This is a genomic window from Chitinophaga pollutisoli (assembly GCF_038396755.1).
Lineage (GTDB): Bacteria > Bacteroidota > Bacteroidia > Chitinophagales > Chitinophagaceae > Chitinophaga > Chitinophaga pollutisoli.
In genome coordinates, this window is the sequence record NZ_CP149822.1 from 413673 (window position 1) to 439278 (window position 25606).

Sequence of the window (25606 nt, forward strand, 5' to 3'; positions counted from 1 at the left end):
CTCTTTTAGCCGTTAATAGTTGGTATCGCCCCACATCGACAGTTCCATCATCTGCACATCGTTGGCCTGCGCCCAGGTTTCCTGGCAAACGAAACGGATGTAGCGCACGGGTTTGGAATCCAGCGGCATGTTCCATTCTTCGCCGTTGATGTGGGCGTACTGAATGTCTTCGTCGTTGAGTTGGCCGAGCGGCAGATTGGAGGGTTTGATGGATTCGAAGGTCCCCAGATAGATCCATCCCGCAAAATCGGCGTTCACGTTGGGATGTGGCGAGCCCCAGAGTTCGAATTTCTTCGGATGGGCATAGTTGTACAGGAGATTGGTTTCCGGCCGCTGGTTAATTTTAAAGCGGCTGATCTTGGCCATCTGCCCCATATCGAACGTAAACTGCAGGCCGAAGTTGGCAAAGCCCGTTCCGCCGCTCGGTTGCGCATCGATCCGGTTGTTCCAGAGGTTTTCGATGTACCAGTTCGGTGTCGTATAGGCGGAGTAAGGGATGCCGGGCGGGTTCCAGCGCCGGAAGAGCCCCTTGTCCAGCGCTTCTTCATAAAACGGTTTATACACCCCAAACACCGTGTCGGTTACATTGCCCCAGCGGTCGTGGATGTACACCCCGAATTCCCGGTCCACATCTGCATAACCACGCACCGTACCCACGCCGGCTTTTGTTTTGGAATAAAAATTCGCGGCTTCCACATATTCCTCTACCCCGTACCGGGCTTCCTTCGTAATCACCGTCACCACGATATCCGCCGCGTTGCCGTTCACCCAATCGAGCCGCACCCCACCGAAATCAGCCTGCATCACCAGGGATTCGAGTATACCGTAGATCGGTGCGTTCAGCGGCGTAACGTCTACCGAAGCCGGCGAAGAAGCGTTCTCGCTGCGGTCGTAAGCGACGAGCGTCACGGACTGCGTCTGCGACTTCCCGAGGCCTTCCAGCACCAGCCGTGTATCATACACGGAGGCTTTCTGCTCCACGGTTTTGCCATTGCGTTGGTAAGTGGCTTTGATATACAGGAGATCATTGTCCGCCGGGATTTTATACCGGATGATGGACCCTCCGGGCACATTTTCCACTGTCATGCCCGTGACCGGGCCCGGCGGAACGTCGTCGACGGGATATTGCCCCACCAGTTCGTCTTCCTTGCAGGCCTGCAGGAGGAGCAGTAGAAACGGAAATAGCCATATTTTCTTCATATTGGAATGTTTTTTATGGCCGGGCTTACCAACCCGGGTTTTGAATGAGCTTGTTGTTTCGGAGGATTTCGTCCTGCATGATGGGCCAGAGGATATCCCTGAGCCCGTAGGGTTTGCGGTTCCAGGTAACGGGTTGATAGAAGTCCTGGGCCGTTACGCCTTCCGTGTTCCATCCCATGATCGGCTGATTGTAGCTGGAGATGGCTTTTTTCCATCGGCGGAGGTCCCAGAAGCGGTGCCCTTCAAACGCCAGTTCGATGTTCCGTTCCTGGTGGATGATCTCCCGCATGCCGTCCTTGTTCTGGAATTTTCCGGGGAAGATGGAATGCTGCGTCCAGGATTCGGCGACGCCCTGAAGACCGGCACGGCGGCGCACCAGGTCGATGTAATAGAATACATCCTGGCTGGGAGCCGCCAGCGTTTCATTTAGCGCCTCGGCGTACATGAGGTACAGGTCGGCCAGGCGGATCAGCGGAAAGTCGAAGCGCTTACCAACGAAGGTTTTCCCGTTATAGGTGGAATAATAGTTGCAAAGTTTCTTGATGTAGAAAGTGGTGACAGAGTAGCGCGCCGTTCCGATGCGGCCGCCGGTCATGGAACCGAGGCGGAAATTCAGCGGCCATTGCTGCTTGTCGTCGAGCCGTCCCAACCCGAACCACCACCCGCCGTCTACGGCGATGCTGCCGTAGAAGCGGGGCTCGCGGTTCAGATGGAGATTGGCGGTCACGAATCCGGGCTGCATGTAATATTGGTGATCCTGCGGCGTGACGGCCAGTTCATACCTTTCATTGTATTTGTAATGGGGATCTTCATTGATGGGAACGCCATTGCTGGAGTAGAACATTTCCGCGATCTTCAGCGTTGGTACCAGCCGCTGGAACACCACGTTCTCATGATCGCCGTGGAGCCGCGGAATGGTGGCCAATTCCAGCTGGGAACTAACGAACGACGACAGCGACCAAATGCGCTCGCGGTTGTATTTATCCGTCACGATCTGCCCCGGCAGCAATACGAGTTTAGTGGAATCGCTGATCTGCAGGGAAGGATTGTTGAATTCATACAGCTGGATGCCGGCTTCATGGCAGGTATCAATCGCGTTTTTGCAGGCTTCCGCCGCCCGCAACCATTTGGCGGGGTCGAACGTGGCGCTGAAAAGCTTCACCCCGCGATCGTCAGTCATCCCCGTATAATCCGGATTACCATTAAAAAGCGGACTGGCGGCGGTAACCAGTACCTGGGCTTTAATCGCCAGTGCGGCGGGTCGCGTGATCCGTCCTTCTTCCGTTACTTCGTTGGCGACTTCCAGGGGCAGATCGGGCGCGGCTTCGTCCAACAGTTGCACAATGTAGTTTACCACATCGTCTACCGGCTGGCGGTATACCAGTACTTCTTCCGGCGCGGCGGAAATGGGGAGATTGTCGCGCATGACGGGGATAGGCCCGTATTGTTTCATCAGGTAGAAGTGGTAAAAAGCCTTTAGCGTTTTCACTTCCGCCAACCATTGCTTCAGCTCGAACCCGTCGAGATCGCGGGCTTTATGCGCATTGGCGAGGAAGGTATTGCAATCGCGGATGGCCTGCCAGAGCGCCAGTCCGGCTTCGATACCGTGCCAGTTGCTGAAGTACGGGCGTTGGTTGTTATTGCCTTCCAGGGCCAGGGAATAGGCGTACTGGATCTTGTTATCGATGTCTGGATGGAACCACAGGTCGTCGCCGCCCATGAACCCGATTTCGTTGAGGGTTCCCACGCGGGGGATTTTGGAATAGCAGGTGGCCAGGAACCTCTGGGTGCCTACGCGGTCGCGGAAAGCATGATCGAGCGTGGCCACGTTGTCGGGTATCACATCCAGGTATTTATTGCAGGAGGTGCATAGCAGCAAGGCCGAAACGGTGGCCAGGAGCGTCTTTTTCATCAGTTGCGTGTATTGCTGGATCATAAAGAACATTGAATTCCGAAGTTAATGATGCGTTGCAGGGGATAGCCCAGACCTTCGCCGGCCATTTCCGGATCCCAGAGCTTGAATTTGCTAAAGCTGAAAAGATTGGCGCCATTGGCGTAAACACGTAGTTTTTCGATGCCGGCGCGTTTCATCAAGGCCGCGGGGACGCTATATCCCAGCTCCAGTTGCTTCAGGCGAAGGAAGGAACCGTCGCGCATGAACCAGGTGCTTCGCGCGCTGTTGTTCGTATTGGCGGTGTTCGACAGGCGCGGCCAGAGCGCGCGGATGTTGCGGTTTTCCTCCGACCAGTGATCATCGGCATATACTTTCAATAACTGGTTGGAACTGCCTTCCGCACCGATGAATGGCGCCGTGGCGTTCGCGTCTATCCAGAACGATTCCCGCGCAAGACCCTGGATGAAGCACGACAAGTCGAAGTTGCGGTAACCGGCCGACATCCCGAACCCGTACACGACTTCAGGCGTGGTAGGGAAACCGATAGGCACCTGGTCGAGGGCGTCGATCTTGCCGTCACCGTTGATATCCTTGTATTTGATATCGCCGCCCATCACCTGGCCCGCCTGGAAAGGCGAGTTAAGTACTTCCTTGTCGTCTACAAACAACCGCTCCGCCACATACCCCCACGACTGCCCCAGGGAATGCCCGATACGGGATTTCCAGGGTGCATGCCGGTAATCCGGTTCCTCATAGGTGGTGAATTCGCTCGTTGCGTACGTGAAATTGGCCCGTCCGGAGAGATAGAATTGCTTGGAGAACTGTTTATTCATTTCCAGTGATAAATCAAAACCTCTGCTGGTAGCCGCGCCTACGTTGGCTTTCGGCAAGGTGAGCAGGCCCATCGTATTCGGGATATGCGAACGGGTCATGAGTATGCCGGAGCGGCTTTCGCGGTAGACGTCCGCAATGATATTAATAAAACCGAACAGCCCGATTTCCGCGCTGAGGTTGAGTTTCTTCGCCGTTTCCCAGCTGATGTTGCGGTTCTCATAGCGCGTTTCTGCGATACCGGTGATCGTATTGGTGAATTCAGAACCGAAAAGATAACTATGCGGCGCGCTGTTCATATTCACTTCCGACAGGAAGAAGAAACGCTCGGCGGAACTACCGATCGCATCATTACCTACCAGGCCGTACGTACCGCGCAGCTTGAGGTTTGAGATCGTTTTGGAGAAGCGCTCCCAGAAAGGCTCACGTGATACGTACCAGGCGCCGCCGATGCTCGGGAAGAACCCGAAACGGTGGCTTTTGTAAAACCGCTCCGATCCGTTATAACCAAAGTTGGCTTCCACAAAGTACTTCTCCGCCAGGGCATACGTAAAACGCCCTGCCAGCCCCATGTTGCGGTGCGGCAGCGAATTCTGGAGCGTGCCGGCGTTGGCCTGCAGCTTATTCAGCATCGTATACACCAGCATCCCGTTCAACGTGTTGCGGGAATTGAAATGATGCTCGTAGCTAAGGATTCCCTGGAAATAGTTTTCGGAAGAAACATCCTTATCCCCTTCCGAATAACCCAGGTATTCCGTCCCGGCTTCGGGATTGAGCGCCGCCAGCGTATAATCGCCGGATTGCTTGTCGTAGCTGGAAACAGCATAGAAGAAAGGATTGTAATTGCGGGAAACGGTGTAGTAATTGTACCGCGTGGTATTGTACATACCGCTCAGCTTCAGGCCTTTTGCGATAAAACTCAGATCTTGTTTGATCTCGAACTGCGCCAGGGTCATGGCGTTGGTATAGTCGCGGTACCCTTTCATCATATCCGCGTAAGGATTGCTGAACTGCCCCGCGTCATAGTTGCCGAACAGGATATGCTCCGTGGTCATATGTTGCGCGTCCGGCTGGTAAAAGGCGGGATACAACACGGGATTGGTCCGCATGATCTGCCGGTATACGTCGGCGCCGCCTTTGATGGGCCCCGTGTAATCGGACCAGGTGGTATTCAGGCGCACCAGGGCTTCGGTGGTTTTGGTCAGGTTGATGTTGACGTTGGACCGGAGGCCGTAGGTTTTGAGGTTGATATTGTTATTGAAGTTATTGCGGTTGTCCACTTTAAGCAGGCCGTTATCTTTATTGAAAGTGGCCGCCACGTAATACCGCGCTACCTTGCCGCCGCCGGAAACGTTGAGGTTGGCGCGGTGATTCACGACACGGTCTTTCAGCAGCATCTGCTTCCAGTCTGTAGCCGGGTAGAGCACGGGGTGCAGCCCGGCCCTGGTGTTGGCGATTTTTTCCTGTGAGTAGGGTTTGAGCGCGTTGGGATTGCGGGTGGTAACGGCTTCGTTGGCGAATTCCATGTAAGTAACCGGGTCCGCCAGTTCCACTTCTTTTGTTGGGCTGGATATGGAATTTTCGATGCGCGCGGTGATAAGGGCTTTCCCCTCCTTACCTTCTTTGGTGGTGATGAGGATCACCCCGTTGGCACCTCGGGCGCCGTAGAGCGAGGTGGCGGAGGCATCTTTCATAATCGAAAAGCTGGCGATGTCATCCACCTGCATGCGCGCCAGTTCCGAGGCGGGCACTTCCACACCGTCGACCAATATCAGCGGGCGGTTGGAGTACCCGAAGCTGGTGACGCCGCGGATGAAGAAATCCGCGTTATCCTGCCCCGGTTCACCGCTTCGCTGGTATGCAACCATCCCCGCGATACGCCCGGCCAGCGCGGTGGTGAGGTTACTGGAAGGCACTTTTAGCTCGGAAGGCTTGATGGTGGTGATGGCGCCCACCACGCTTTCCTTTTTCTGCGTGGCGAAGGCTACCACCTGTACTTCATCGAAGGTGTCTTTCTTCCGTTTCAGGGTAACGTTGATCTGGGCGCGGGCGTTCACCGGTACCTGCAGAATCTCCATCCCGATGAACGTAAAAACCAACGTGCCGGCAGGCGGTGCATCGATGGTATATCTTCCGTTTTCGTCGGCGATCACGCCTTTGGTGCTGCCCGCGATAGTAACGGTCACCCCTGGCAACGGCCCGCCGTCTTCGTCGGTAATAACGCCCTTAACGGTGACCTGCGCACCGGGAGCCTGCGCCCTGCCGGGCAGCCCCGGCAGCAGGATTGCCAGTATCAAGCAACAGCAAGACAGCAGGCGCCAAAATAATCTAGCATTTTTCATATACATATATTCAAATAATGTCGTGAATAATTCCATTGAAAATCGCGTTCAGGCATGCATATCCCATCCAGGAACAGCGAAGCGCTCCTGCTACTGTAAAGTGAAATGATTGCAATAGTGGATTGGTTACCCCATGGTCATGCCTAATGTTCGATTCCTGTCGATATTTCAGTTGATTTCCGCCCGCGTTAGCGCAAAGTTCATAACGGATATTTCTGGAAGCGGCGCGGAAATCGATGCAGTCAAATCTATTCCAACCCGCTTAATCTTTTTTGTACTATCAATTACAATTGTAGTATTATTTTTCAGAACGCCCCGGCAACTGTCCCTTACGGCTATAACGTCCTGACAAGGTATAGAAATATTCTAAATCAAATACTTATAAATAGAATTCCGGTAAAGCGCGGGGATAAATCACGCTGTACTCCTATATTGAAATTGCTCTATTTCCAGAGAATTTTATCATAAACGGGGTGCTTACCAGCAACCCCATGCCCCATCCACCACCAGGTTATGACCGGTGATGTAAGACGCGGCGTCTGACAGCAGGAAAGCAACAGGACCGGCGATTTCCGCCGCCATGCCAATGCGGTTCATCGGCGACTGCCCCGCCAAACGCGCTATAAATTCCGGATGCTGCGCCTGCACCGTTGGATTCGGGAAAGGCCCGGGAGAAATGCAGTTGCACCGCACGTTGCTGCCTGCCCAATGTACGGCCAGGTATTTTGTCATATGGATGATGCCGGCTTTGCCGACGCCGTATTCGATCGGGTTCTTGTTCATCGGCGCGTGGTACACCTCGGCTTTGGGAGACATCATCCCGTAAATGCTGGAAAACAATACGATGCTGCCTTTCCCCTTCTCCCGCATCAGGTTGCCCACCTCCCGCGCCAGGATGAAACCTGCCGTGAGCCCGCCATGATTCACTTTGTCAAAATCTTCCGCGGAAAGATCTTCCATCGCTTTGGCGGTGGAGGCGTAAGTCAGGTTCACCATACCCGCGGGGACGCCGTAACGCGCAACATGGTCCTTCACGAACGCGGGAATTTCATCCACATTTGCCACATCCAGCGAAGCGGCAATTACAACCGCCTGCGGTTGGTCCGGCAGTTGAACCGACGCGGCGCGATTGTCTAGATCAACGCATAATATTTTCGCGCCGGCCCGCGTGAGTTGCGCTACCACGGCCTGTCCCAGGTATCCCGCACCACCGAATACCCAGATCCACTGTCCTTCCAGTTGAAGAAAATTATCTTTCATCATGATCAGATTTACAATAATTGGCTGACTTCGTCAAATGTAGTTACAACTGGTAATCTGATTACAACTATTATTTGCAATCATGATACGATCTTTCAGAACATTTTCCGGCGGGCGCCGGTTATTGCGGCAGTGTAGTAAGGGCGGAGTTAAAATCCAGTTTCTTGTAATACTTCACGTTTTTTGCGTCCAGCGCTTGTTTGTCATCGGAAAAGGAAACGATAGGCGTATCGAAGTGCCAGGTGCCGAGGTACTGTATTTTACCAGGTTCCGCGGTAAATGTATAGCGTTGCAGCCGGTCCTCCGTCAGCTTCCCTTCTTTCAACAATTTTTGGGCTTCATCGAAGTTGATATTTTTGGAGATGGGCTCCAGGTGCACTGTTCCGCCGTACCATTTGCTTTGCGTCCATTGATAGGAACTCAGCTCGTATTCCCCGGCGGGCAGGTGGAAGCAGAAGGTATTTTCCTTTTTGGATTTGTAGGTTGCTTTTACGCGCATGGCGTAAATTTTCCCGGTGGCCCGGTTACGCAGATAGATATCCTGGGAAAACCCACCGCTGCTGAATCCCAGGCGCTGGATAAAATTGCCGTAAATAACAGTATGCCCCGGCTGCACGGATTCATTATCATACACAGGATCCATCGGAACAGGTCTGTTTTGGGCGGAAAGAACGGCAGGAAGCAGGATGAGCAGACAGGCCGCCAGCCAGTTTTTAATAGGCATAAGGTCGGATTTGATACCAATAATACGAAAAACCGGGCGTTTCCTTCGCTGCCCCTCCTCCCCTTGAACCCTGGTATATTTCAATCCGGACAGCCAGTCAGGCATTCCAGCAGCTTTCTCCAACCTGATCATCTAAAAACGGGGCACCTTTAACCGGCAAATCAAACTATGCCAATGGCCCATGCCTGTTCCATGAAAAACGGAAGCTATTTCCATTGTTACAAATAAAATTATGATGAATCAGGAAAAGAAAACCACACCGCCTAATCTCCTGGCGGAAATCCTCGCAAATTCCATCAAAACCACGGAAAAGCACGGACAAACGCCATCCGGGACCGAAACCCGCACCTGTACGGCTTGCGGAGCCGCCCGGCCGGAAGGCACCGACTTGAGCACCTGCAACTTCTGCGGCGCCGAATTTTTCGCGAAACCGTAAATCCTCCCCACAACATCATATTTATGCAAGACCCCACCGACCTCACCGCAAGATGGGCCGGTTTTCTTTCGAAAATCGATGAAAGATTCCAGGAAACGCTTTCACAAGCCGCTACGATCCTGCCGCAATTGCTCGACTACCAGCAATTCGATACCGTTCCGTTCGCCAATGCCTGGAGCGGCATCGAATCGCAGGCGAAAGCGCTGATTGCGAAAATTGAAGACACCTGGCAACAGAGCGTTTCCACCAGCTGGGAGACTTTCCGGGACGACGAAGAAACCCGGCTGGCCGACGCCGGCGAAGCGCTGGAGCCCTTCCAGGAAAGGTTCTACCAAACTTACTACGCAGAGCAGGAAAAAGGACGCCGGGTCATGCGCCAACTGGAAAAAGATTTGCGGATGTATGAAGTCAGGACGTTTGCGGAAGCCGGGAAGAAACTCGCCGCCAAAGCCCGTGAAAACCTTTCCGCCGATTTCCGCTGCACCCAGTGCCAGGCGCCGCTGCCGGTTCAGGAGCACTTCTACCGTTCCTATTACCAGGCATGCCATTACTGCCAATGCACCAACACATTCGAACCGGGATCCGTGGCGAGGATGGTGGAACACTTCGCCGTGGACCCCATGTCGGAAGAACAGGCGCTGGAAGCGTACTGGCCTTACTGGGAATTGCTGCAACAGTGGAAGGACCAGGGGGACGACAGTCCGGCCGTTGTGACGAAAGACGCTGTATTGCAAGCTTATACCACTTACATCGAAGTATTTCTCAAAGCCCGCATCCAAATGATCCCGGTGTACCAGGAACGGTACGAAGCCGACAAAAACGCTAAAATAACCTGGCTCCGCAAATACACGCTGGACGCCAACTGATTTTCACATCATCCAACAATCATAAACCATGTCAATATTATCTGGTCAGTTACGCTCCGTCATTGAATGGTCCGATCCGGCACCGGACCTTTTATTCGAACGCTGGACGGAAGCGGGTGACGAAATAAAAAATGCCTCCAAATTGATTGTGGGCCCCGGCCAGGGTTGCATTTTTGTGTATGAAGGAAAGGTGGAAGGCGTTTTCACGGAAGAAGGTTTGTACAACCTGGAAACCGCCAACGTCCCCTTTTGGACCAATATAAAAAACGCTTTATACAAGTTCGAATCGTTCCATAAAGCGGGGCTGTACTTTTTCCGGAAAGCCGACCTGCTCAACCAGCGATGGGGCACGCCGGCACCCATTACCTATGTAGACCCGCATTACAAATTCCCCGTTGGCGTGGGAGCTTTCGGCAATTTCTCGTTCCGCATCGCGGAACCCGCGGCATTCTTCCGGCAGGTGGTGGCAGGCGCGGCAGTATACCCGGTGCGCGATATCCAGAAAGTGCTTTTATCGCGTATCACCCAACCCATGAGCGATTACCTCGCCAATGCATCCTTCGGATATACGGAGATCGACAAACACCGCAATGCCATTGCAGCGTTCTGTTCATCCGCCGTAGCGCCGATTTTCGGGACACTGGGATTTCAGCTGCTCGATTTCAACATCGAAGGCACCCGGTTCGATCCCGCCACACAGGAGCGCATCGGCCGTATTTCGGATATGACCGCAGAAGCCCAGGCACTCAAGGCGCTGGGGATCGACTATGCGCAGCACCAGCAACTGCAGGCCATGCGCGACATGGCGCGGAACGAAGGACAAGGGAACCCCGGCATGCAAATGGGCATGGGTATGGAAATGGGTAAGATCTTCGGCCAGATGATGCAACAACAGACAACGCCGCAAACGCCCACCCCCGCGCCCCCTCCGGCAGACGATCCCATGGAAAAACTGTCGCGCCTGAAAAAGATGTTCGAAGCAGGGCTTATCAATGAGCAGGAATACACCGCCAAAAAACAGGAAATACTCTCGCAGTTATAAATCCTTCTTACCCACAATTCATCATTCGCAAATCATACAAAAGCTAACAAACCATGGAAGAAAGGTATTCATTAGTAGACCACCCTGCCAGTTTCAAATCCAGGGGCCTCGGCCAGTTCGCCGATTCCGTATTGCCGCTCATCGACCAGTCGATCAGCCGGGATGCACCGGAGGCTGCTGTGGTGCAACAGATTGTTTCGAAGTACAAAGGCAAGAAAGTAGAATTCCTTACAGTGGCCGATAAAAAGGGCGACTTCAATCGCTCCACCATCGAAGTGATCGACTGGAACGAAGCCAAAAACAGGAAAGAAGATATCTTCAAAAGATTCCTGCAATCCCCGTTCACGAACGAATACCTGCCTTTCGGTTATCGCCTGACCGACGACGGGAAAGAATATCTCTATCTCGCCGAAACGCTCGACACACCCTCTCCCTGGGTGCGATCTTACGGCGAAGACAGCAGCAATACCTGGGTAGGCCACTACTACGGCAGCTCCCTGCGCAATTGCGCCATCATACCCTTTACACTTCCGGAGCAATACCTCAACCGGGATGCATTCGAAGTGGCATCGGAATTGGAAGCCCTCGCGCAGGAGAATAACGACGCCAGCATCAAAGCCGCCGGTTTCGAAAGCCTCGCGCATGTCAACTACGCCATCGAACGGGCGCGGCGCAGTGTGACCGTAGGCATCGCCGAAGCGCAGTCACTACTGGATGAGCAATCCAAAAAAATGGAGGCAGCGATGAGCGAAAACATCGCCGCCGCCCAATCCGGCGGACTGCTCGACCCCATCAAAGGCATCAGCCTGGAGGATTGGGCCGCCGCGAACGTCCAGATTTCAAATGGCCGACCGCTCGCTGAAGTGTTGAAAGTCCTGGAAACGGAAAAACCTGTTTGGGATGAAGTATCGGCGGAATGGATGGCGCGGATGTCGCAAGACACTACGTTCGCGATTTCCAAAGTTTACGGCGACGCGTTCACCAATCCCAATATGGGCCGGTTTGCACAGGCAGGCGGCGGTGCGGCGCAGGGTTCGGGCGAAGCGGATAAAGTGAAGAACGATTTTGAGCTTTACATCAAGATCATGTGCCATCAGAATATGGCCAGCACGCAAGGGATCGACGCCGCGTCGGTGCTGAAGCAGTACGGATTGTCGGTGACGGATTGGAGCATGGTGGGAGCGCACTGGGCGCCGAAGATGGGCAGTGATCTTACCCTGGCAATGAAGATGTCGCCCCTGATGGAAAAATACAACGCGGAATTTGCCTCCGCAGGCACCGGAAGCGACATCAGCTTCTAAGCATTGCATTGAAATTACAGGTCAACGGCCGCCTCCCCTCGGAGGCGGCCGTTATTGTATTCCAATCAATAGTCAATGCAAAATCAATTTAGATAAGACTACATCCAGCCGGCTTGTTGCATCCAGAACAGGCAGCGACCGAACCATTCACCGAACCCGAGATCTTTGAGGAATCCGTGCTCTCCTTTCTGGTAAATGTGCAGCGAACCCGGGATGTTATGCGCCCTGAGCGCCTGGTAAAACAGCAGGCTGTTTTTCTCCCCTACCACAGTATCATCGCCGGCATGCACGAGAAATGCAGGCGGCGTTTGGGCAGTCACTTGCAATTCGTTGGAAAACCAGCGCACTTGCGAAGGTGCGGGTGAAGGCCCCAGCAGATTGCGCCGCGAACCGGCGTGGCCAATGCTGTCGGTGAAACTGATGACGGGGTTAATGAGGAGCATAAAATCGGGACGGAGGCTAACTCCGGGTTTGGCGCCGATAACCGGCCTGTCGAAGTGCGTACCTGCCGTAGCGGCGAGGTGCCCGCCGGCGGAAAAGCCCATGATGCCTACTTTTCGCGGATCAATCTTCCATTCTTCCGCGCGCTCCCTTACGATCTGAATGGCGCGCTGCGCATCCTGTAATGGAACATTAACCGGATCAGAGAAAAGCGCGGTGGAAGGAAGCCGGTATTTCAATACAAAAGCGGCGACTCCGGAACCGTTAAATGCTTTCGCCACATCACGGCCTTCGCGGTTGAGCAACAAAACACCATATCCGCCACCGGGGCAAATGATGACAGCAGTGCCGTTCTTCTTCCCTTCTTCCGGCAAAAACACTTCCAGCGTGGGTTCGGTAATGGAAGACACGAGCAGGCCTACTGTTTTGTCCGTCCGGATGTTCTCTTTCACCGTTGCAGCCGCGGGCAGCCAGCCGGGCGCCTTGCCGTCGTAGAGCGGCACTACCTGTTGCGCTGTTACTGAAAAAGGCGATGTAGCGAGTAAAATGAGCAGGCAGATGTTCCGGAAGTGAAGCATATCGAGGAAAGTTAAAAATTAATCCAGGCGATAAAAACGGGTGGCATTACCGTACCAGATTTTCTCCTGCACGGCAACGGGATAATCCGCGAGGATTTCCCGCAGTGCTTCGACCCACTTTGCCCAATTGCCCGCAAGCAGCACCACCGGCCAATCCCCGCCGAACATGAGCCGATCTTCGCCAAAGCAGCTGATGGCATGATGAATATAAGGCGCGATTTCCTCCACTTGCCACTGATGCCATGCGGCTTCCGTGATAAGGCCGGAAAGTTTGGCTGCCAGGTTTGGAAACTTCGCCAGCATATCCATGTCCCGCTTAAAAACTTCCAGCTGTTTGCCTCTGATGGCGGGTTTTCCGAGATGATCGAGGATGAATTGCGTATCCGGACATTGCGTGATCATACGGGCTGTATCTGCAAGCGCATGCGGCTGGGCGCTGATGTCCATACTAAGGCCGTGCAACGGCATCGCCCGCGCCGATTCCAGGAAAAGCGGGCTGCAACAGATGCCGGGGGAATCGTCGTACATCCTGCGGATACCCTTGACGAAGGGCTTGCCGGTAAACGCTTGCAGGGAAGCCGCTCCCTGTTCAAGTGCCGCGTATGCCACCATCCCGGCGATGCGCGGGTCCAGCGCGGCTTGTTCCAGCACCAGGTCCATTTCCGCCAGGTTTTCATCCGGCAGACACTCGCATTGGACGAATATCATCCTATCCACTTCAAGCCCTGCCGTCGCCTGCCGGTACTGTTCCGTAAGAAAAGCGCCCTGCAGCTGCGGCAGTTCCTGCAGCCAGAGATAATGCAACCTTGCCGTATCCCAGAGATGCAGGTGCGTATCGATCATCTTCATGAAGCCGTCTTTTTAACGGAAGGGTTTTTCTTTTTCAATATCCCGCCACCGTCGGTAACGCAGCCTTCCGAGGCAGAAGATACGGTAAGACAATATTTATACAAAATACCGGTGTCATATTTTAACGGGGGGCCGTCCACGCCGCGCGGCGACCGTCGATTTCCGCTTCACTCAATTGTACGCTGATGCTATTGTTTGTGGCATCGATGGAAATAATGTCGCCGTCCTTCAGCAGGGCGATTGTGCCGCCGTCGAAAGCTTCGGGGGTGATGTGGCCGATCACGAAACCGTGGGTGCCGCCGGAAAAGCGGCCGTCGGTGATCACTGCAACGGTATTGCCCAAACCCGCGCCCATCACGGCTGCCGTCACTTTCAGCATTTCCGGCATGCCCGGGCCGCCTTTCGGGCCTTCGTAGCGGATCACGATCACATCGCCTCTTTTCACTTCACCTTGCTCCAGCGAACGGATGGCGCTGAATTCGTCGTTGTAGACGCGGGCGGGGCCTTCGAAAGTTTCGCCTTCCTTGCCGGTGATCTTGGCAACAGCCCCCTCCGGCGCCAGGTTCCCGAACAATATCTGCAAATGGCCGCTTTTCTTGAGGGGTTTGTCAAAAGGCATGAGGATACCGGACTCCAACGGCAATGGCGCAATGTTTTCATGGTTCTCCGCCAGTGTACGCCCCGTTACCGTCATGCAGTCGCCGTGGAGGTAGCCCGCGTTGAGCAGGGTTTTGATCACGGCGGGTATGCCGCCTGCGGCGTGAACGTCTTCCATGAGGTATTTTCCGCTGGGCTTCAGGTCCGCCAGCAGCGGGGTGCTGTTGCTGATGCGCTGGAAGTCGGCCAGTTGAAGGTCCAGCCCGATGCAGCGGGCGATGGCGATCAAGTGCAGCACAGCGTTGGTGGATCCGCCCAGCGCCATGGTGATCGTAATGGCGTTTTCGAAGGATTTTTTGGAAAGAATGTCACTGGGTTTTATATCTTCCTGTAACAGGTGGTGCAAAGCCTTGCCCACCCGCAGGCATTCCTCCTTCTTTTCCTCGCTGACCGCGGGATTGGAGGCACTGTACGGCAGGCTCAGGCCCAGGGCTTCAATAGCGGCCGACATCGTGTTGGCCGTGTACATCCCGCCGCAGGCGCCCGCGCCCGGACAGGCATTTGCAATGATCCCCTCAAAATCCTCCACCGATAATTCCCCCGCAATCCGCTGTCCGTATGCTTCCAGTGTGGAAAGCACATTGATCTTTTTCCCCTTGTAATTACCGGAATGGATCGTACCGCCATAGACGAGGATCGACGGGCGGTTGAGCCGGCACATGGCCATCACGGCGCCGGGCATATTTTTGTCGCAGCCCATGACGGACACTACGCCGTCGTACCATTGCGCGCTCACTACGGTTTCTATCGAATCGGCAATGATATCGCGGGAAGGAAGGGAATAGCGCATGCCGGTGGTACCCATCGACATGGCGTCGCTCACGCCGATGGTATTGAACATCATCCCCACCAGCCCCACATCTTCCATCCCCTGCTTCACCAGTTTCGACAGGTCGTTCAGGTGCATGTTGCAGGGATTCCCCTCGAACCAGGAACTCACGATCCCGACCTGCGCTTTGCTGAAATCAGCTTTGGTAAGTCCGGTCGCATGGAGCATGGCGCGGGAAGAGGGCTGGCTGACATCTTCCGTCAGCACCCTGCTGTATTTGTTCATCTTGTTGTTCATAACGTTCTAATATTTTTCAGCGCATGGGTGAATAGGGAATGGTGGTACCGCCCTGGTCGCTGGACAGGTATGCGGCTTCCACCAGCTGCATAGTGCGCCAGGCGCTGTCGATGCTGTTGACAAGCACTGGGGCGGAACCTTCTGCGTAGCACAGCAGGTTGGCCATGGAGCCGGTGAATGCATCGGGGAACCAGGTGCCGTTCAACGCGACTGTCTTCCATTCCGGCGATTTCCCGGGTTCCAGCACAGCATACTCGAATGTATCCGGGACGCCGCTGGGGTAATCGAGGTTCATGCCAAGGGTTGTTCGGATGGCGCCTTTGGTGCCTTCGAGCTTGATAAAAGAATCCTGGTATTTCAACCCGAATTCGTGCCCGTGGTTGGTATTGACGAAAGCGCGGATGATATCGTCGTATTCCATCAGGATAACCGATCGCGTGGAAGCCAGCTGCATCATTTTCGGGTGTTTCAGCGTTTTGGCGTATACTTTGGCGGGGTCGCCGAAGAAGTACCGGATCATGTCCATGTAATGGATGCTATGATAAAGCATTTCCATCCGCGGAATGCCAAACAGGAATTCCCATAGGTGCCAGGGATGGTAGATGTTCATTCGGATCTCCATGTCGTGCAGCTCCCCGATCAGGCCGTTTTCCACGACTTTTTTGGCGAGTTGCACCGCGGGGATGAAACGCATCTGGAAATTGACGGCGGCGGTAAAACCCTTCTCCCGGCAGATGCGCACGATTTCTTCCGCCTCCGCGATGTTTTCACCCATAGGTTTTTGCATCATGACCACCGATTTCTGCGGCAGGCGGCTCAGCACACCCGGCAGCGCGGCAGCGGGTACCGCGATATCGTACACCGTTCCGGCCGGCATCGCCTGTACCATAGCGTCGATATCGGTAAACACGCGGGGGATATTGAATTCCAGGGCCAGCGCTTCCGCCTTTTCCGGCAAAGGATCGCAGATACCGGCAATAACCCAGCCCGCTTTCCGGTAGGCGGGCAAATGCGCGTCGCGCACGATGCCCCCGGCGCCAATAACGGCGATGGGAGTGGCTTTTAGAGGCATCTGCGGAGCATAATCCATCTCTTCGGGTACCATGATATTCTTCATTTAAACTGGTTTCAAAACTATCTAAAAAACAAGCGGTCCACCCATCCTTTGGGCGTTATTACCTATACTATTTTGACCAATATTTTGGCAAATTCCACAAATAACTATCTTGTGGTACAGACACCAACATATGAAAGCAATCCTTCAAAAAGTTCCTGTATTCACGGATTCCTCTTTCGCTGTGCAGGAATTCCGGTCCGCCCATTTTACGGCTCCCTGGCACTTCCACCCAGAATTTGAGCTGGTGCTGGTGATGCGGGGCACCGGGAAGCGGTTTGTGGGCGACCATATCTGCGATTTCTCACAAGGCGATCTCGTGCTGCTGGGCCCCAACATCCCGCACTGGTACCGTTGCGACGCGGCGCATTACGAACGCGATGCCGGGCTGGTAGCGGAATCCGTGGTGGTTCAATTTACCGCGGAGTTCCTGGGCGAGCGTTTCTTCGGCGTTCCGGAGGCATTGCAGGTGCGCAAACTCCTGGACAAATCCGTGCTCGGCATCGCCATAACCGGGGCCACGCGCGACCGGGTGGCGGAGATGATGCTGCGCATCCGGCAGATAAGCGGTATGGAAAAGCTGTTGCATCTTCTGCAGTTATTGCACCAGATCAGCATCGGCGCCGGCGATCTGCACACACTCAGCAACCAGGGCGCCACCGGAACGCATATGCGGGATTCGGAACGCATCAACAAGATCTACGAATATGTCATGCAACACTTTACCCAACCTATTTCGCTTGACGACATCTCCGGTATCCTGAACATGTGCCCTTCGACTTTCTGCCGCTACTTCCGGAAGCACACCCGCAAAAATTTCACGCATTTCCTCAATGAAATCCGCATCGGGCATGCCTGCAAAATGCTCATCGAGGGCGATGTGAGCATAACCGAAATCTGTTTCATGAGCGGGTACAACAACATTGCGTACTTCAACCGTCAATTCAAAGCCATGAAACAGATGACGCCCAAAGCCTTCAAGCAGGCGTACAATAACCGGTAACTCGCATCTATCTTCCAGCCGTTTCAAACACATAACTCCCCGATCCCACAGCAAACACCGCGCTCCCCTGCTCCGTACGTTGCGGCTGCACGGGCTTCCCGCTTTCCTTCACCACCGTACCAAAACGTGTGGGGATGTGGATTTCCGCGGTCGTGTTGACGGGGATCTCCGCCCGTAGGGTAAACACGCCATTGCTGATCGTCCAGTGGCTGCCGATTTTACCGTATGGGCTCAGCACATCGCCTTTCGCGAAATTCAGATCCCCTGCGGGTTGCGGCTTCAGCGTGATTTTTCGGTACCCAGGCGCGGCGGGGTTGATGCCAAGCAGGGAAAGGTAAAACCAGTCGCCCACCGATCCGAACATGGGATGGTTTTGCGAGTAAGTGTTGTCGGAATATCGCCAGGTCTCCCACAAGGTGGTGGCGCCGTTTTCAATCATATGTCCCCAGCCCGGGAAGGTCCGCTGGTCGGCGATGCGGTAGGCCATGTCGTTCAAATCCCTTTCCCGCAGCACATCAAACATCATTTTGGTGCCGAAAATACCTGTGGACAGGTGCCAATCCTTCCTTTCAAACGCTTTCACGAGCGCCGTTACCGATTTCTCCTCTTCCGCTTTTTCTGGTATCCCCGCCCATAACGCGATGATCTGCGCGGTTTGTGTCCCTTTTTCAAATGTGCCGGTAGCAGATTGATAAAACCTATCTACAATCGCCCGGCGGATGTTTTCAAACAAGGCCGCATACTCCGCTGCTTCCGCTTCTTTTCCGAGGATAGCCGCGAATTCCGCCAGCATGGACGCATGCAGCGCGTAGAATACCGAAGCGGTAAGCGGGATGGCCCTTTCATCCAGCGACTCGTGATCGCCCAGGTCCTCAGTTTCGAATAGGTGATTCCGTGCGCGGGACGACAGGAATTTCAATTGTTTTTGCAAGGCCGGATAGTTTTCTTCCACGATGCGCCGGTCGCCGTAATGCGCGTACATTTTCTTCACCAGGTAAGGGAAACCAGCCTGGAAGCCCAGCGGACCGGAATCATCCCCGGGACTGGCGTCTTTGATCCCGACGTAAGGCGCGGTTTCGGTGATGCCGCCCTGCGCGCGTTGCGCATCGGCGATGTCGCGGACGGTTTTTGTGTAGAACAGCGGCATTTGATAATGATGTATGAACGCGCCCGCGCTGCAGAAAATATCGCCCGGGTAGGCCAGTTTTTTCGCGCGCGGGGCAATCAGATTGAACGCTGAAAACATTGCTAAGGAACGTCCATTGGATATTTTCATCCAGCCGGTTGAACATCGCGTTGGAGCTGGTGAAGTGGCCACCAGGCTGGAGGTCCGCATTCATCCGCAGGCCTACTATATCGCCAATGGCGGGTTTTCCCGGCCAGCCGGTCACTTCCACATACCGGAAGCCGTGGTAGGTGAAGCGCGGCGACCAGGTTTCCCGGCCTGCGCCCTTCAGCGTATACCGGTCTTCCTGCCACGCAACAGGCGGTGCGCCGGGGCCTCCGTTATTGTTTTTAATTTGCCCGGCAACTGAAGTCATGACGTTTATTTCCCCGTTCTTCAGCGTGTCTTCCCCGAAGCGGAGCACCACTTGCCGTCCGGCGGGGCCTTGTACATGGATGCGCACGACTCCCGCGAAATTCTGCCCCATATCGAGCAGATACACACCGGGTTTTACTTCCCGGATGCTGCGCGGCTGCAGTACTTTCGTTACCCGGATGGGTGGTTGCTGTTGCGCTTGCAATATTCCGTTGGGGCCTGTTACGGGAACAGCATCCTTCCAGCTGCCGGTGGGATTTGCCGCAGCCCAGTTCTTTACTTCTTTGCGCGCATCGTAATGCTCACCGAGATATACGTTGTTGCGAATTACCGGTCCTGGTGCGGTTTGCCAGGAATTATCGGTTGTGATAGCTTCCGTGGTGCCGTCGGCATAAGTGAGGCGGATCATCGCCTTTACGCAGGGTCTGCCGGTCGGGAGGAAATCGCGCCAGTTGCGGGCGCCCCAAAGCTGCAGCGGCAACGGATTGTACCAACCATTTCCAACCATGATGCCGGCGGTATTCTGACCGGGTTGCATCAGCGCGGCAATGTCGTGCACGGCATACAAGACGCGCTTGTCGTAAGAAGTCCAGCCCGGATCCAGCACGTGGTCGCTTATTTTCTTACCATTGAGATAAGCTTCGTAATATCCCACCCCGCTGATGTACAACCGTGCGGCGGTTACTTTTTTAGCCGGAAGGAAGGTTTTGCGGAACAGCGGCATCGGATCGTCTTTGTAAAAATCTTCCGGCTTTTCGAATTGCGGGCTGCCGTCGCCAATCCATTCGCCCACCCATTCCCCGGATTGGAGCATAGCCGTTTCAAACCACTGCGGGGCGCTCCATGCCGAGGCTTTATCGTTGGCATCGTATACTTTCACCCGCCACCAGTATCGCGTGAAAGACTGAAGGGCTGCGCCGTTGAAGGTGATATGAATATTTTCTGAAGATGTAATTTTCCCGCTTTGCCAGACATCTCCTTTTAATGCGCGCGCATTTCCGGCGGAGCTGCTGACGATGATTTCGTATGCCGTTTGCCGGAGGTTGCGGCCCGTGCCCGTGAGCGTCCAGCTGAGCCGGGGCTTTTGGATATCAATCCCCAGCGGCTGCGCCTGGTACTCGCAAGTCAGCTGCGCGGGCCTTATTCCTCCCTGTTGAGCCGATGCGTTGCCCAATGGCCACAATACGACCGCCAGCGCCAACATAATATTTCTTATCTGCATGGTTCTTATTGAATGATGTTCAATTTTCCGTTGTGTTCTTCCACGCTGTAAATACGTACCCGTGTATCAGGCGCCGTATTCGGAGCGTGGTAGGAAATGCGTAATTGCCCGTTGAAATCCCGGAACAGCATGGAATGGCCGCCATCGTCGGTGTTCAGTGGCTCGGGATCATGTCGCCAGGGGCCATGCAATTGACCGCTGGCGGACCGCGCCACCCCGATCGCATACTTCCCGTTCTTCGTGAAACTGCTCCATAACATCAGCAATTCCCCGTTCTTCGTGCGATGAAAAAACGGCGCATCGGTCACGTATCCTTCGATTCCCTGGCTTTTGATCGGACCTGCCCAGGGTGCCGTGCCGGCCCGAAGCAGCTCCACGGGCTTGCCTTTTACGGCCTTCAAGTCGGGCGCCAGGCGCTGGGCCAAGATGCGCCCGTCCGTCACCTCCAGCCACTCGTGGCAATATACCAACCAGGGTGCGCCTTTTTCGTCTATGTATAAAATCCCGTCGAGGGCCATCATGTTTGCCGGTGTGGCCGCGCGGTTCACCAGCGGCGTAAAAGGACCAGCGGGATGGCTGGCTTCCAGGATGGAAGTGCCTCTTTTACGCCCGGAGCGCTGAAAGTGGTGAACATGTAAAATTTATTGCGCCAGGCATACACGTCCGGTGCCCAGAAGTCCTGCCTGCCCCAGAAGCTTTCCGAGGCGGAGAAGGCGTTCCCGGCTTTCTCCCAGGTTTGCAGGTCGCGGCTTTTATAGACCGCGATATGCGGATTGGCATTCGCGTACATGTAATAGCAGCTGTCAGGCGCGTGTGCAATGACAAAAGGATCGCGGATCGCGAGGTCCGTGGTTTTCTGCTGGGCCCTGAGGCCGCCGCAGCAAAGCAGCAGCGCGATCAGAAGGGCTTTGCCCAAAACGATACTTCCATCATGTGTATGTTTCTCGACGTGGTTGACCATCTTTCCAAAATTTTAATCCTGATGTAACGATAAGGCGGTGTGCCTTCAGGAAATTTAAACAATTCACCGGCAGCGGCATAATCTGCATCCTGTTGGGTAATGGTGCCTACTGCCGCGCCTGAAGGCTTTACGCTGCGGCAGTCCTGGATGAGCGTCCAGCCCGTGTAGCTGCCGTCGGGCGAGGGGTTGTTGCTGCCCCAGACTTCGAGCCGTTTGGGATTGCCGCCGTTGAAGATATTAGTGGCGCCTTGCCGTTGCCACCATTTCATTTCCCGCAGCTCCACGGTTACGCCCAGGTCGAAGTTGAAATGCTGCGGCAGGTTGAGATCTGGCGTGTGATACCCCCGTCCTTCCGCGATGTTGTCGTCCCAGAGATAAGGCAGGATCCAACCCCAGGCCGTTCCCGCGTCGCCGGGCAGCATGAGCGGGCTGAACGTCGATTTGTCTACCGGCACCAGGCTGACGGCCGTTTCCGTTTTAGCGTAAAAAGTATCGAGCGCGCTTTTCTCCGGGCGGTAAGCCGTGCTATAGCTGAAAGGCGTACCGGATTTATAGTTGGCGAGGGTTGTCTGCAAGTCTGCGGGCGAAACCTGCACGGTTTGCGTAGCGCCGGCATTGTCCGTATAGCGCAGCGTGGTAATGTTTTCCAGGCTGTCGGCCGGCATCCAGTCCAGCTCCGCGTCGCCGCCGGGCGCTACCACGGCTCTTCTGAGGCCCCTGTTGAGAAGGGCGTTGCGGAACATATTTCCGTAAGTAGCGCCCTCGGCTTCGGCTTTGATGGACCGGTTACCGGAAGCGTCGAAGCTCACGACGTTAAAAACATACCGGGCCTCGGGCAGTCGTTCCAGGAGGAAGCGCGTGGTGTCCGACAATTGATCGTGGCCATGCGCGGCATTCACTTCCGCCGAATCCGAACCGTTGTTCCAGAATACGCGGTAGTGGGTGATGCGGCTGTCGGTGGTTGTCCAGATCAGTTCCAGGCGCTCTTTACCGCCGTTCACGATCACGGTATCCGCCTTACCGGGATAAACGATCTCTCCCCTTCCCAGCACTTCGTCCAGCATGCCCGGCTTGCTGCAACCGGCCAGGATTGCGGCTGCCGCGATGAACCATTTATATGGATGTTTCATGTTAATCTACAATTTGACTGTTTAAAGATCGGTACCCCAGAATGCTACCTGCATGATGTAAAAGCTGTCGTTGTTACCCCAGGTTTCCAGCACTTTCATTCGGATGTATTTTACTTCCGGCGTTCCCGGCGGGAATACGAACTCTTCACCCGCGCCAATCAGCGCCAGGTCTTCCGCCGTATTCGTACCCATGGGCAGGCCGGAAGGCTTCACCGATTCCCCCTGCAGCAGGAGCTCCCAGCCGTCCCAGCTGCCATCTTTCGCGGGGTCGTTGCTGCCATACAGCTCGAATTTTCTGATGTTCCGGTCGGTGAACGAAATCCACGCTCCGCGCTGCCAGAAACGGAAGCGGCTGAGTTTGGCTTTTACGCCCAGGCTGAAGGTGAACCATTGCGGCCACCTGCCGGGCGCGGTATGGAAACCGGGTTTATCTACGTTCGAATTGTTGACGATGACGCCATCCCAGATATTCGGCATCCACCAGCTCCAGGCCGCTTTTTCATCGGTCGGCAAATAATATTCGAAGAAATTCCTCCGGTCGAGCTGCTTTTCAAAAACCGGTTTGAGTTCCTTCACGAGCGTGTCCGATCGGTTGTTCCACCGATCGCGGACGTACGCGCCAAACATTCGGGGAATGGTATCGAAACCGCGCACCGCGTAATAGCCGTTTTTCTTTTTGGTATACAGCACATCTTCGTCCACCCATTCACCGGCATCATTTTTCGTCAACATAACGATGCTGATATCCGCTTCCGCATCGTTGGCGAACTGCACGGTGGCGCCGCCGAAATCTTCCTTCATATCCAGTGAAGCAAATACCGACATAACAGGGGGCTCCAGCGGGCGTACACGCACCGATACCGGCTGTGAAAGTTTTTCTGAACGGCTGACCGCATAGATTTTGATTTCATGTTCTGCGGTATCGCCGAAACCGGCTATTTCCAGCACCCGCTGGTAGGCCGACGCTTTCACCTCGCGCTGCTGGCCGTTGATTGCTACAACGGCTTTAACGTGCTGGAGATTTTTATCTCCCGGTAGATTGTATTGCAGCCGCACCGCGCCGGGGAGCCTCTCCACCCGCACCTGCGACACCGGCCCGGGGGCGCCGGAGCCATCGTCCTGCGGGCCAATGGGCGTATCCTTGCATCCACCCAGCAAAACGCCGGCGAACAGTAAGTATCTTGTATATTGGAATATTTTCATGTTGTAAATTTTAAAGTAAGCGATACCGATTACCAACCCGGGTTTTGCACGATGTTCCGGTTAAGGATGAGATTGTTTTCGCTGATGGGCCAGAGGTAATCACGAGTGCCGAACTGGCGCACATACAGTGTTTTGGCGCGGTAATACAGGCGCGTTTCCTCCTGTCCGATATCCCATCCCTGCACGCTGGTGTTGAACATTTCCGTGGCTCTTTTCCAGCGGCGGGCGTCCCAGAAACGCTGGCCTTCGAAAGCCAGTTCGATGAGGCGCTCCTGTTGCAGGATGCTCCGCAGGCCTTCTTTGGTGGTATATTTCGCGGGAATGCGGGAGTACGTGCCCCATGCCTCGGCGATGCCCGGCAGGCCGGCGCGTTCCCGCACGAGGTTAGCCCAATGCAGGGCTTCCGGCACGGGCCCCTGCGATTCGTTCAATGCTTCGGCATACAACAGATACAGGTTGGCCAGGCGCATTACGGGCCAGGGATATTCCACAACGGTGTACGCGCCGCCATCACCAGCTTCAATTACATTCTGGAAATGCACGAGCTTCTTAGGCCAGTACCCTGTGATGGAATACTGGAACATCCCCGATTTGCCTGCATGCTGCTTGAACTTGGCGCGAACGGTCCAGGGATCTTTATCGTCAAATTTCCCCTGCCCGTACCAAACTCCGCCATCGAAGGCGAGATCCGCGTAGAAACGGTCCTCCCGGTCGAAGTGCAGCGCCACGGTTTCATAACCGGGAATGAGGTTGTAGCGATGCGCGTTTTCCGCGACTCTCAATTCGTAACGATTGGCATAATCCCAGGTAATATCCTCGTTGATGGGAACACCGTTCTTCGAATAAAACAATTCCGCCATTTTCAGCGTAGGCGCCAGCATCGAACGAAGGCCGAGGTTGTTCAGTCGCGAAGGATCAATTTTTGCCTGCGCCAGCCGCTGGATTTCCCAGGCCATGCTGTTGGTATTCCCCCACACGATTTCGCTGTTCCATTTCTCCGCAATGGCATTGCGGATGCTCATCTGCGTGATGGTGGTGTCCGACAATTGCGTGGACACCACGGCGGGATTGTATTCATATAACTTCAGCCCCGCTTCGTGACAGGCATCCACCGCATCCTTGCAGGCCTCCGCCGCTTTCACCCATTTGCTTTGATCGGGCGTGGTATTGAAGAGTTGCTGCCCGTCCTTGTTCTTCAGGTTGGCGAAATCGGTGTTCCCATTGAAAAGTGGGCTGGCGGCCTCTACCAGCACGTTCGCCCTGATCGCCAGCAAGCCCGGGCGGGTAATGCGCCCGGCTTCACTGTTTTCATTTTCCAGCCGCAGCGGAAGGTCCGGCGTTGCCTCATCCAGCAGCTGCACAATGTAGTTGAAGCAGCTGTCGACCGGCGCGCGCTTCACCAGCACGCCCTCTGTACCGGCGGAGATGTCGATGTTATCACGGATGATGGGAATGGGTCCGTAAATGCGTAGCAACCAGTAGTGATAGTAAGCTTTGAGAAACTTGACTTCCGCGATCCACTTCCTGCGCTCCCGTTCCTGCATGCCGGGAACGCCGGGCATATTCTCCAGGAAGATGTTGCAGTCGCGCAGCGCGCGGAAAAGCGGTTTGCCGCCATTGGTGCCGTCCCAGTAATTCATTTGCGGCGAAATGACGCTCTGGTTGCCCATGGCCACGCCTTCAAAAATATAATTGACATAAAACTGCGGCACCTGCGGATACGGCAGCCAGAACTCATCCCCGGCCAGAAAAGGCACCGCGCCCGCATGACCATGTGCCGGGAGGTAGGAATAACAGGTAAACAGGAATTTTTCGGCGGTAGTCCTGCTCGTAAAAGCGTTTTCGATGGTGGCCACGTTATCGGGCACCACATCCAGGTACTTGCCGCAACCTGCCCACATGCAGGTAAGGTAAAGCCATATGTATAAATTGACGCGTTTCATAAT

The 25606-nt window shown here is 54.9% G+C and carries 21 protein-coding genes; 5 read left to right on the plus strand and 16 right to left on the minus strand.

All coding sequences use genetic code 11. The features are described from left to right. Nucleotides 1-12 precede the first annotated feature (12 nt). The 5 genes from WJU16_RS01720 to WJU16_RS01740 form a co-directional block, all read right to left on the minus strand. The gene (locus tag WJU16_RS01720; protein ID WP_341836604.1) at nucleotides 13-1200 is read right to left on the minus strand and encodes a DUF5000 domain-containing lipoprotein; all 1188 of its coding nucleotides are present in this window, start codon (nucleotides 1198-1200) and stop codon (nucleotides 13-15) included. Between the two features lie 25 nt (nucleotides 1201-1225). Next, a complete protein-coding gene (locus WJU16_RS01725) occupies nucleotides 1226-3112 on the minus strand; it encodes a RagB/SusD family nutrient uptake outer membrane protein (RefSeq protein WP_341836605.1) in 1887 nt (628 codons plus the stop codon). A 20-nt stretch (nucleotides 3113-3132) separates the two neighbouring features. Beyond that, on the minus strand, nucleotides 3133-6222 hold the full coding sequence (locus WJU16_RS01730; protein ID WP_341836606.1) for a TonB-dependent receptor: 3090 nt from the start codon (nucleotides 6220-6222) through the stop codon (nucleotides 3133-3135). Nucleotides 6223-6744: 522 nt separating this feature from the next. Then, nucleotides 6745-7530 carry an SDR family oxidoreductase gene (locus tag WJU16_RS01735; RefSeq protein WP_341836607.1) on the minus strand — a complete coding sequence of 262 codons (786 nt, stop codon included), beginning with the start codon at nucleotides 7528-7530 and terminating at the stop codon, nucleotides 6745-6747. Between the two features lie 118 nt (nucleotides 7531-7648). Next, complete coding sequence (locus tag WJU16_RS01740; protein WP_341836608.1) at nucleotides 7649-8251, minus strand: hypothetical protein; 603 nt, start codon at nucleotides 8249-8251, stop codon at nucleotides 7649-7651. 232 nt (nucleotides 8252-8483) lie between these two features. On the opposite strand from WJU16_RS01740, the gene WJU16_RS01745 reads away from it, so the two are divergent. The 4 genes from WJU16_RS01745 to WJU16_RS01760 are packed head-to-tail and all read left to right on the plus strand — an operon-like array spanning nucleotide 8484 to nucleotide 11896. Continuing rightward, nucleotides 8484-8687 (plus strand): hypothetical protein, encoded by a 204-nt coding sequence (locus WJU16_RS01745; protein ID WP_341836609.1) that lies wholly within the window; start codon nucleotides 8484-8486, stop codon nucleotides 8685-8687. 23 nt (nucleotides 8688-8710) lie between these two features. Next, the gene (locus tag WJU16_RS01750; protein WP_341836610.1) at nucleotides 8711-9553 is read left to right on the plus strand and encodes a hypothetical protein; all 843 of its coding nucleotides are present in this window, start codon (nucleotides 8711-8713) and stop codon (nucleotides 9551-9553) included. A gap of 28 nt (nucleotides 9554-9581) precedes the next feature. Continuing rightward, nucleotides 9582-10595 (plus strand): SPFH domain-containing protein, encoded by a 1014-nt coding sequence (locus tag WJU16_RS01755; RefSeq protein ID WP_341836611.1) that lies wholly within the window; start codon nucleotides 9582-9584, stop codon nucleotides 10593-10595. A 53-nt stretch (nucleotides 10596-10648) separates the two neighbouring features. Further along, on the plus strand, nucleotides 10649-11896 hold the full coding sequence (locus WJU16_RS01760; protein WP_341836612.1) for a DUF6620 family protein: 1248 nt from the start codon (nucleotides 10649-10651) through the stop codon (nucleotides 11894-11896). 98 nt (nucleotides 11897-11994) lie between these two features. Here the strand turns inward: WJU16_RS01760 and WJU16_RS01765 are convergent, their stop codons facing one another. From WJU16_RS01765 to WJU16_RS01780, 4 genes are all read right to left on the minus strand, one after another. Continuing rightward, the gene (locus WJU16_RS01765) at nucleotides 11995-12915 is read right to left on the minus strand and encodes an alpha/beta hydrolase (RefSeq protein ID WP_341836613.1); all 921 of its coding nucleotides are present in this window, start codon (nucleotides 12913-12915) and stop codon (nucleotides 11995-11997) included. An 18-nt stretch (nucleotides 12916-12933) separates the two neighbouring features. After that, entirely contained in the window at nucleotides 12934-13764 is an 831-nt protein-coding gene (locus tag WJU16_RS01770; protein ID WP_341836614.1) for an amidohydrolase family protein, read from the minus strand. Nucleotides 13765-13885: 121 nt separating this feature from the next. After that, entirely contained in the window at nucleotides 13886-15487 is a 1602-nt protein-coding gene (gene ilvD, locus WJU16_RS01775; RefSeq protein WP_341836615.1) for a dihydroxy-acid dehydratase, read from the minus strand. Between the two features lie 16 nt (nucleotides 15488-15503). Then, nucleotides 15504-16604, minus strand: coding sequence for a Gfo/Idh/MocA family oxidoreductase (locus tag WJU16_RS01780; protein WP_341836616.1), 1101 nt, complete (start codon nucleotides 16602-16604; stop codon nucleotides 15504-15506). Nucleotides 16605-16734: 130 nt separating this feature from the next. Here WJU16_RS01780 and WJU16_RS01785 point away from each other — a divergent pair, with 130 nt between their 5' ends. Then, nucleotides 16735-17604: an AraC family transcriptional regulator gene (locus WJU16_RS01785; RefSeq protein WP_341836617.1), complete on the plus strand. Its 870-nt coding sequence runs from the start codon at nucleotides 16735-16737 to the stop codon at nucleotides 17602-17604. A 7-nt stretch (nucleotides 17605-17611) separates the two neighbouring features. Here the strand turns inward: WJU16_RS01785 and WJU16_RS01790 are convergent, their stop codons facing one another. Genes WJU16_RS01790 through WJU16_RS01820 form a run of 7 tightly spaced genes read right to left on the minus strand, consistent with a single transcriptional unit; the run spans nucleotide 17612 to nucleotide 25603 of the window. Further along, a complete protein-coding gene (locus WJU16_RS01790) occupies nucleotides 17612-18751 on the minus strand; it encodes an alpha-L-rhamnosidase C-terminal domain-containing protein (protein WP_404980261.1) in 1140 nt (379 codons plus the stop codon). Continuing rightward, complete coding sequence (locus WJU16_RS01795; RefSeq protein ID WP_404980262.1) at nucleotides 18636-20366, minus strand: family 78 glycoside hydrolase catalytic domain; 1731 nt, start codon at nucleotides 20364-20366, stop codon at nucleotides 18636-18638. The genes WJU16_RS01790 and WJU16_RS01795 overlap by 116 nt, the downstream gene beginning before the upstream one ends. Nucleotides 20367-20371: 5 nt before the next feature. Further along, on the minus strand, nucleotides 20372-21007 hold the full coding sequence (locus tag WJU16_RS01800; protein ID WP_341838638.1) for a family 43 glycosylhydrolase: 636 nt from the start codon (nucleotides 21005-21007) through the stop codon (nucleotides 20372-20374). Then, entirely contained in the window at nucleotides 20911-21327 is a 417-nt protein-coding gene (locus WJU16_RS01805) for a family 43 glycosylhydrolase (RefSeq protein WP_341836619.1), read from the minus strand. Before WJU16_RS01805 ends, WJU16_RS01800 begins: the two co-directional genes overlap by 97 nt. Beyond that, a complete protein-coding gene (locus tag WJU16_RS01810) occupies nucleotides 21264-22457 on the minus strand; it encodes a DUF4998 domain-containing protein (protein ID WP_341836620.1) in 1194 nt (397 codons plus the stop codon). Before WJU16_RS01810 ends, WJU16_RS01805 begins: the two co-directional genes overlap by 64 nt. Before the next feature lie 21 nt (nucleotides 22458-22478). Further along, nucleotides 22479-23660 (minus strand): DUF5000 domain-containing lipoprotein, encoded by a 1182-nt coding sequence (locus WJU16_RS01815; RefSeq protein ID WP_341836621.1) that lies wholly within the window; start codon nucleotides 23658-23660, stop codon nucleotides 22479-22481. 29 nt (nucleotides 23661-23689) lie between these two features. After that, nucleotides 23690-25603: a RagB/SusD family nutrient uptake outer membrane protein gene (locus WJU16_RS01820; RefSeq protein ID WP_341836622.1), complete on the minus strand. Its 1914-nt coding sequence runs from the start codon at nucleotides 25601-25603 to the stop codon at nucleotides 23690-23692. Nucleotides 25604-25606: the final 3 nt, after the last annotated feature.

What these genes read in the sequence shown, in the direction of transcription:
- WJU16_RS01815 (WP_341836621.1), bottom strand. Translation starts at nt 23,660, where the DNA reads ATGAAAATATTCCAATATACAAGATACTTACTGTTCGCCGGCGTTTTG.
- WJU16_RS01795 (WP_404980262.1), bottom strand. Translation starts at nt 20,366, where the DNA reads ATGCAGATAAGAAATATTATGTTGGCGCTGGCGGTCGTATTGTGGCCA.
- WJU16_RS01725 (WP_341836605.1), bottom strand. Translation starts at nt 3,112, where the DNA reads ATGAAAAAGACGCTCCTGGCCACCGTTTCGGCCTTGCTGCTATGCACC.
- WJU16_RS01735 (WP_341836607.1), bottom strand. Translation starts at nt 7,530, where the DNA reads ATGATGAAAGATAATTTTCTTCAACTGGAAGGACAGTGGATCTGGGTA.
- WJU16_RS01785 (WP_341836617.1), top strand. Translation starts at nt 16,735, where the DNA reads ATGAAAGCAATCCTTCAAAAAGTTCCTGTATTCACGGATTCCTCTTTC.
- WJU16_RS01805 (WP_341836619.1), bottom strand. Translation starts at nt 21,327, where the DNA reads ATGGTCAACCACGTCGAGAAACATACACATGATGGAAGTATCGTTTTG.
- WJU16_RS01820 (WP_341836622.1), bottom strand. Translation starts at nt 25,603, where the DNA reads ATGAAACGCGTCAATTTATACATATGGCTTTACCTTACCTGCATGTGG.
- WJU16_RS01750 (WP_341836610.1), top strand. Translation starts at nt 8,711, where the DNA reads ATGCAAGACCCCACCGACCTCACCGCAAGATGGGCCGGTTTTCTTTCG.
- WJU16_RS01745 (WP_341836609.1), top strand. Translation starts at nt 8,484, where the DNA reads ATGATGAATCAGGAAAAGAAAACCACACCGCCTAATCTCCTGGCGGAA.
- WJU16_RS01790 (WP_404980261.1), bottom strand. Translation starts at nt 18,751, where the DNA reads ATGCCGCTGTTCTACACAAAAACCGTCCGCGACATCGCCGATGCGCAA.
- WJU16_RS01765 (WP_341836613.1), bottom strand. Translation starts at nt 12,915, where the DNA reads ATGCTTCACTTCCGGAACATCTGCCTGCTCATTTTACTCGCTACATCG.
- WJU16_RS01770 (WP_341836614.1), bottom strand. Translation starts at nt 13,764, where the DNA reads ATGAAGATGATCGATACGCACCTGCATCTCTGGGATACGGCAAGGTTG.
- WJU16_RS01760 (WP_341836612.1), top strand. Translation starts at nt 10,649, where the DNA reads ATGGAAGAAAGGTATTCATTAGTAGACCACCCTGCCAGTTTCAAATCC.
- WJU16_RS01755 (WP_341836611.1), top strand. Translation starts at nt 9,582, where the DNA reads ATGTCAATATTATCTGGTCAGTTACGCTCCGTCATTGAATGGTCCGAT.
- WJU16_RS01740 (WP_341836608.1), bottom strand. Translation starts at nt 8,251, where the DNA reads ATGCCTATTAAAAACTGGCTGGCGGCCTGTCTGCTCATCCTGCTTCCT.
- ilvD (WP_341836615.1), bottom strand. Translation starts at nt 15,487, where the DNA reads ATGAACAACAAGATGAACAAATACAGCAGGGTGCTGACGGAAGATGTC.
- WJU16_RS01810 (WP_341836620.1), bottom strand. Translation starts at nt 22,457, where the DNA reads ATGAAACATCCATATAAATGGTTCATCGCGGCAGCCGCAATCCTGGCC.
- WJU16_RS01720 (WP_341836604.1), bottom strand. Translation starts at nt 1,200, where the DNA reads ATGAAGAAAATATGGCTATTTCCGTTTCTACTGCTCCTCCTGCAGGCC.
- WJU16_RS01780 (WP_341836616.1), bottom strand. Translation starts at nt 16,604, where the DNA reads ATGAAGAATATCATGGTACCCGAAGAGATGGATTATGCTCCGCAGATG.